Here is a 6,102-nt window from a genome sequence, read left to right as displayed (position 1 = left end):
CAGCCGACCCGGACCGGGATCCGGATCCGCCGACAGTATCCCCGGCGGCCAGAATCCCCAAGTCGCGGACATGTATCGGTACCTCATCTCGAAGTATGGGCTCACACCTGCGCAGGCAGCCGGAATTCTGGGCAACATACAGGTCGAATCAGGCTTCAAGACCGACGCTTTCAATCCGCGCGAAGGCGCCATAGGTCTGTGCCAGTGGCTGGGCGGACGACGGCGGAATCTCGAGCGGTTCGCCGCTACCTATGGAAAGCCGGTCACCGACTGGAAGGTCCAGATCGATTTCATGATGCACGAGTTGCAAAGTGGCGAGTCGGGTGCCTATGCACGTCTCAGAGCCGCGCAAACGCCCGCCGCCGCGGCGGCTGTATTCGATCAATATTACGAAAGAAGTTCCGGTGAGGCCCGGGGGCAACGCATGGCGTATGCGAACGCTATCGCGGCAGCTATGCGCAACGTCTCCGCTTAGCGCGGTATGTTCCCGGCCATGGGGATATGACTCGGACAAGGAGACGAAGCCTCGGTTAGGCTGCGACTACGCTGCCGGGCGAGACTCGACACGAGGGTTCTCCTGCGGAGTGCCGCACAGCGGGTCAGGTGACATGGGGCCAGCGAACTGACGGAGGTATTCATACCGATGTCAGAAACCGAGAACACCCTCTACACCCCCACTTTCGCGGGCGTTCGGCATGCAGGCACTCTCTACGGCTCGGCTTCGAGGGGCCCGGCGGTGCGCAGCGGCCGAGCCTACGTGGGGTATTGATGGCGCCGACGAACCGGACTCCTTCCGGGCCGGATCCCGATGACGCCGGTGGCGTTCGTGATGTCCGTACAAGCACGACGACGGCCACTCCACGCCGTCCGGCCAAGTCCGCGACGCGGGGCGGTCCAGCCCCAGCGCCGCCCGTGCAGGCCGGTGCGCCCGGGTCGGCCGCCGCGGCGCAGGCGCGGGGTCAGGCTGCGCCTTCGGTTGTCGAAACACCCTCCGCGACTTCGGGACCGGCAGCACTTTCCCGCTCGGACGCGATGGGGATGGCGGGTTCGTCCATGCCCATGGCCGCCGCGGCGATGGGCGCCCTGGCCGCTATCGCGGCGCAATACGGCGACGGAGCGCCGACGGCCATGACGGGACAGCCGTACCGGCCGCCCGATGTCGGGTCGGCGGCGCGGCCCAGCGGACCCATTGCGTGGGACGGCGAGTTGGGCTCGCACTATGCGGCGAGCGGCCAGAATCGGGCCCGCCACGGGGACTCCACTCAATCGATGAACACCGAACTCGAACGCATCCTCAGCGGCGCGGTCGACAGCACCACCCAAGGGCGAGCCGCCATCGGGTCGATCATCGCCGAGGTGAATACCGCCCTGACTGCGCTGGGCACTATCCAGGATGCCAACGCGAGCAGGCAGCTCGTGATCTCCACCTTGGACAACGCATTGCAGCGCGCGGGAACCGTGCTGGGCCAGGGTCAGGCCGCGGCGGTGCTCACCTCCGAGCGGGTGGCCGCTCTGGCCGATCGTTATTTGCGGGACTCGCGTCCCTCCCGGCCGCGGAGGCCGCGCCGCGCCACGAACCCGGGCATGCGCGGTCCCAGCGGTGGTCCGCCGCGCACGCGGCCTTCGGGGCAACAGGGGCAATGGATCAACGAGGCGCTGCAAGTGTTGCGTCAGCATGGCTACGACACACGGCAGATCGATCCGGCCGATATCGCGGCTATCATCCAGCACGAGTCCGGCGGCAATCCGAATGCGATCAATCTGTGGGACAGCAACGCCGCCGCGGGCATTCCGTCCAAAGGGCTGATGCAGACCATCGATCCGACGTTCAGCGCGTATTCCCTTCCGGGCCACCGTGATATCTGGAATCCGGTGGACAACATCGTCGCGGGGGTGCGGTACGCCATCGACCGGTACGGGTCGGTCAGCAACGTACCCGGGATTGTGCAGATGCGCGGCGGCGGATCGTACGTGGGGTATTGAGCCGGTCGCGAGGGTGGTGCTCGAGTCGTAGGCAGTGCCCTCGGCCGGTCATTTGTTCAATTCCGCTGTGCCAGTGGGGAAGTCGAGTGCGCGAGGTTATTTCGCCCATCACGCGCCGGGTGCCGGAGGATGTCCGGAAGGTGAACAACTAGTTGCGTACGAAGGTTGCCGCGCAACATAAGTTGCGTCATGCTGGAGTTCATGATTGCGCGTTCCCCACACAGTCGGCTGCCTCGGCCGGAACGGGGATCGGACGATTCGGAGAGTCTCTGTCCGGAGACCGTGCTGTCGCGACTGCGAGTTCGGTTCGGTGATCGGTCATGGCGGCGCAGGATCGTCTGGCTTCTCCTGATCACCTTCGCGCTCTTCGTCTTTCCCGGCTTGCTCGGTGCGGTGGCAACCGCGCAGTACCAGGCCGCCTCGGCCGGAACATCCGAGATCGACGGTCTCAGTTGGATGAATATCCGTGATTCCTCGGGTGTTCCGTTGTCCAGCTACACCTTCGCCACCGACCGGGGTGGGCCGCTGAACCCCGGCGCCACGATCCTCTGGGCGCTCCTTGGCCTGGAGTTCATCGGTTACATGGCCATCGTGACGTCGGCGATCTGGCTCATCGGTTACGCGTTGAGTTTTCGCTGGATGGATTGGTTCGCCGCGGCGCTGCGCGGCGTCGCCGATGCGCTGACCGGTCAGATCGCGACGCCGATCATGCTGGTGACGGCGGCGACGATCGGCGCGTTCTTCGTGGCGTGGTTCATCGTGCGCGGGTATCACGCGAAGGCCGCGATACAGGCTGTGACAATGGTGGGAGTGGCGATCCTCGGGCCGGTGTTCTTGGCCGACCCGCTGTCGGAGGTGCTGTCCTCGCACGGATTGCTGGCCCAGGGCAGGGATTTGGGTATCTCGGTAGCCGCGGGGTTGAACGGCGACACGAGCCCGAATCCGTCGCAGCTGCTCGCGACGATGCAACAGGATCTCGCCGACAACTTTGCACGGCGTCCGGTGCAGGTCTGGAATTTCGGGCACGTGGTGGACGAGAATCCGTCCTGCCGTGCCGCCTGGACAGCGGGTATGCGGGCGGGCGACGACGATCGCGTGAAGAACGGAATGAAGGTGTGCGGCGACGCGGCCGCGCACGCCAAGGCCAGCGATCCGACCATGGGGCAGGTCGGCACCGGTTTCCTGCTTCTGCTGTGCGGTGGAATCCTGCTGGTCTTCGCGGTGTTTCTGGCCGTCAAGGTGATGAAGGCGGCCATGGATGCGGTCTATCACTGCTTCATGACGATCTTCGGATTCGCGGCGGGTGGCTTCGTCTACGGGCCGACGCAGACGTTCTTGGTGCGCAATATCGTCGACGGGTTCATCGCCGCGGCGCGAATGGCCGTGTTCACCATTTTCCTCGGCGTCTATGTGCTGTTCCTGGGCAATCTGTTCCACCAGGCTCGCGGGCAGGTCATGGCGGTGATCATCATCGCGGGAGCCGTCGAGGCCATCGCGATTTCCCAGTTGCGCAGGCTCGATCTGAGTCTCAGTAGGGGCAATGACTGGGTGGCGAACCGTTTCGCGTCGGCGATCCAGGGGGCACCGCGCGCCGGCGGTGGTGGGGGATCCGCACTCGGCATGGGCGGGGCACAGGCCGGAGGTTCGCTGCGCGCCGGGCTCCTGTCGGGGATGTCCACGCTGAACACGATCAATGCGTCGCCGGTGACCGCGTGGCTCCTCGGAGCAACGGTGAACCCGTTGAACCCCTTGTCCCGCCAGAAAAAGAAGGTGGACAAGAACACCATCGCCATGTCGCCGATCCAGCGGCTGTTGGCCGAGCACAACGGTGCCGCCCTCGAGAATTGGGGGTTCAAGGCGGACGGGCGTCTGGGCGACATGAGGATCGATGCCGCTCTGGGTGTAGCGAATATCCTCGATGGTCTGGGGGACAGCAAGGTGCCGGACGGGATGCTCGTTCCGGTTCTGAGGTCGAGGGGTGCGACCCATGCGCAGGCGGTGGATGCCCAGCGTGCGGCGGCAGTCCAGAAGGCGAGCATGAAGGACTTCAATCCGCTCGGCTTCGCGCCATTGCAGAAGGCGCTCGCCGCGGGGTACGCGGTGGAGAACCATCAGAACGCCGGCCGCGCGTTGCCGGCATTCGCGGCGCAGGCCGTGGTCGCGGCGGACAACTTCGTGCGGCACTCCACCGCCCCGATGAACGAGATCTCCGACGATCACCAGTTCGTGCGCCGGGTCATGGGCGTGGTGGACAACGAGCACCAGCTCAGGACCATCACTCCTGCTGAATGGGCCGACGCCGGACGAGACGTCCGCCAGCATATCGGGCGGCGTTTGGCTTTGGAGCACCAAGCCGCGGCCACTGCCTACTACCACAACCAGAACGACACGAGTCTCTTTCAGGCGCTACAGCGGTCGAACCGGCGGCTGGCCAACTTCAACAACTTCGATCCGAACGGCGGGCTCAACCCATGGTCTTCGTAGGCGAGCGTGTGGGCAGGCTGACAATATTGGCGGATCGGTGGTGTGAGAGCCGCCATCGCGGGCAATATCGAACGAATGGATCGGCAGTCGGCCTCCGCGGTCATCGGATAGGGCACCCGTGGCGAGCGAGGCACCCCACACATATCGCGAGTTGCGTGCGATCTTGCAGCAGCGATTACCCGAGTTCGCCGATGGTCAGCAGCGCATCGCCCGACTGCTGCTCGACGATCCGGACGGGACCGCGTTTCGCAGCATCGGCGAGAGTGCGGAACTGGCCGGTGTGCATCGCTCGTCACTGGTGCGTTTCGCGACCATGCTCGGCCTGTCGGGGTACCCGGATCTGGTCAAGCTCTGTCGAATGCAGCTCGCCGCCGAGGCGAACCTGTTGCGCGAGCGCGCCGCCGAGCCGACCTCACGAGAGCAATTCCTCTCCGCCGTGCTAGAGCGCGACAGGGCCAATATGGTGCGCGCCTTCGACCGGATCGACCGCGACGACTGGGACCGGGCGGTACACGCGGTGGCGTCCGCCGAGACCGTGCATGTCGTCGGTCTGCGGGTTTCGCTGTCGGTGGCCTACCAAGTCGCCTATCTGCTGCGGGCGATCCGGCCGGGGGTCAGGCAGATCAGGGCAGCCGCCGGACTGCTGGTCGACGAGCTGCGCGGGATCCAGTCCGGCGACACGCTCGTCGCGATATCGATCCAGCGTTATGCGCGCGACACCGTGCATGCCGTGGAGTGGGCGCGCCGACGTGGCGCCACCACCATCGCGCTGACCGATGGGCCGTCCTCGCCGCTGGCCCGTATCGCGGATCTGACGTTCTACGCCGAGACCGACAGCGTGGCGGAACTGCCTTCGCTGACCGCACTCAGCTCGGTCGCCCAAGCGTTGGCGTTCGGCGTCAAGCAGCAGCTGGGGCCCGACCGGCACTCGGATCTGACGCCGGACGAACAGTTACTGGAAGAGTTTGCCGTGTATGAAGATCATCGTGCGCGAGGTATCTGATCGTCACCTCGATATCGACCCCTGATCGGGCCGCAGGGTGATGCGAGGAAGATCCAGCGTGCCGCGTGCGTAACTGATCGCGCCGCGTTTCCGCTCCTGTTCCCGCGCTGTGCAATGCCGGCGCGATCCGGCTGGACTCGGCGGGCAGTGCGGAACGACCCTCGACGATCAGTTGTTCGACGGAAAGCCGGGCGGTGAGTCAGCTGGGTGGGTGGACCACGCCGACCATGCCGCTGGTGCCGACGTAGTAGGTCCTCTGGCGCACCGCATCGCTGGAATTGCCCTCGATGGTGGTAATGGTATTGCCGTTGCGCGCGACCACCATACCGATGTGACCGCCGCCGTTGAGGATGACGAGGTCGCCGGGCCGGGCGTTCGATGAGCTGTCGGCCATGCGCATACGTTGCGCATCCGACCAGATGCTCAGCACAGCATTCTTGTTGGTCCAGGGCACGTTGATGCCGGCTTGGCTCCAGGCCCAAGTGGCAAAGGACGCGCACCATGCGTCGTTGATATTGTACGGTCGGTTCACACGGTTCTGGGCGTACTCGCTGACGCCGAGTTCGCCGGCGGCGATCTGGATTGCCCGCTGCACGGCCGAGGACATTCCGGCCACGTTTCCGCGGCTGGGT

5 protein-coding genes are annotated in these 6,102 nt (G+C 65.5%); 4 read left to right on the top strand and 1 reads right to left on the bottom strand.

From position 1 onward, the window contains the following. From ACWPXK_RS32990 to ACWPXK_RS32975, 4 genes are all read left to right on the top strand, one after another. A partial coding sequence (locus tag ACWPXK_RS32990) for a phage tail tip lysozyme (protein ID WP_454200087.1) occupies nucleotides 1-475 on the top strand: 475 nt, incomplete at its 5' end. A gap of 578 nt (nucleotides 476-1,053) precedes the next feature. Further along, on the top strand, nucleotides 1,054-1,983 hold the full coding sequence (locus tag ACWPXK_RS32985; protein ID WP_454200086.1) for a transglycosylase SLT domain-containing protein: 930 nt from the start codon (nucleotides 1,054-1,056) through the stop codon (nucleotides 1,981-1,983). A gap of 282 nt (nucleotides 1,984-2,265) precedes the next feature. Then, complete coding sequence (locus ACWPXK_RS32980) at nucleotides 2,266-4,467, top strand: hypothetical protein (protein ID WP_454200085.1); 2,202 nt, start codon at nucleotides 2,266-2,268, stop codon at nucleotides 4,465-4,467. A gap of 163 nt (nucleotides 4,468-4,630) precedes the next feature. Then, nucleotides 4,631-5,470, top strand: coding sequence for a MurR/RpiR family transcriptional regulator (locus tag ACWPXK_RS32975; protein WP_454200084.1), 840 nt, complete (start codon nucleotides 4,631-4,633; stop codon nucleotides 5,468-5,470). Nucleotides 5,471-5,669: 199 nt separating this feature from the next. On the opposite strand, the gene ACWPXK_RS32970 is transcribed toward ACWPXK_RS32975, so the two are convergent. After that, nucleotides 5,670-6,102: CHAP domain-containing protein (locus ACWPXK_RS32970; protein WP_454200083.1), on the bottom strand; the 433-nt coding region annotated here is incomplete at its 5' end.

It is taken from the genome of Nocardia sp. Marseille-Q1738, from assembly GCF_965283145.1.
Note: the sequence above shows the minus strand (reverse complement) of the source record. Positions and strands in the feature narration are given on the sequence as shown.

Bases quoted from the DNA above. Each gene is read 5' to 3' on its own strand.
- ACWPXK_RS32985 (WP_454200086.1), top strand. From the start codon at position 1,054: ATGCCCATGGCCGCCGCGGCGATGGGCGCCCTGGCCGCTATCGCGGCG.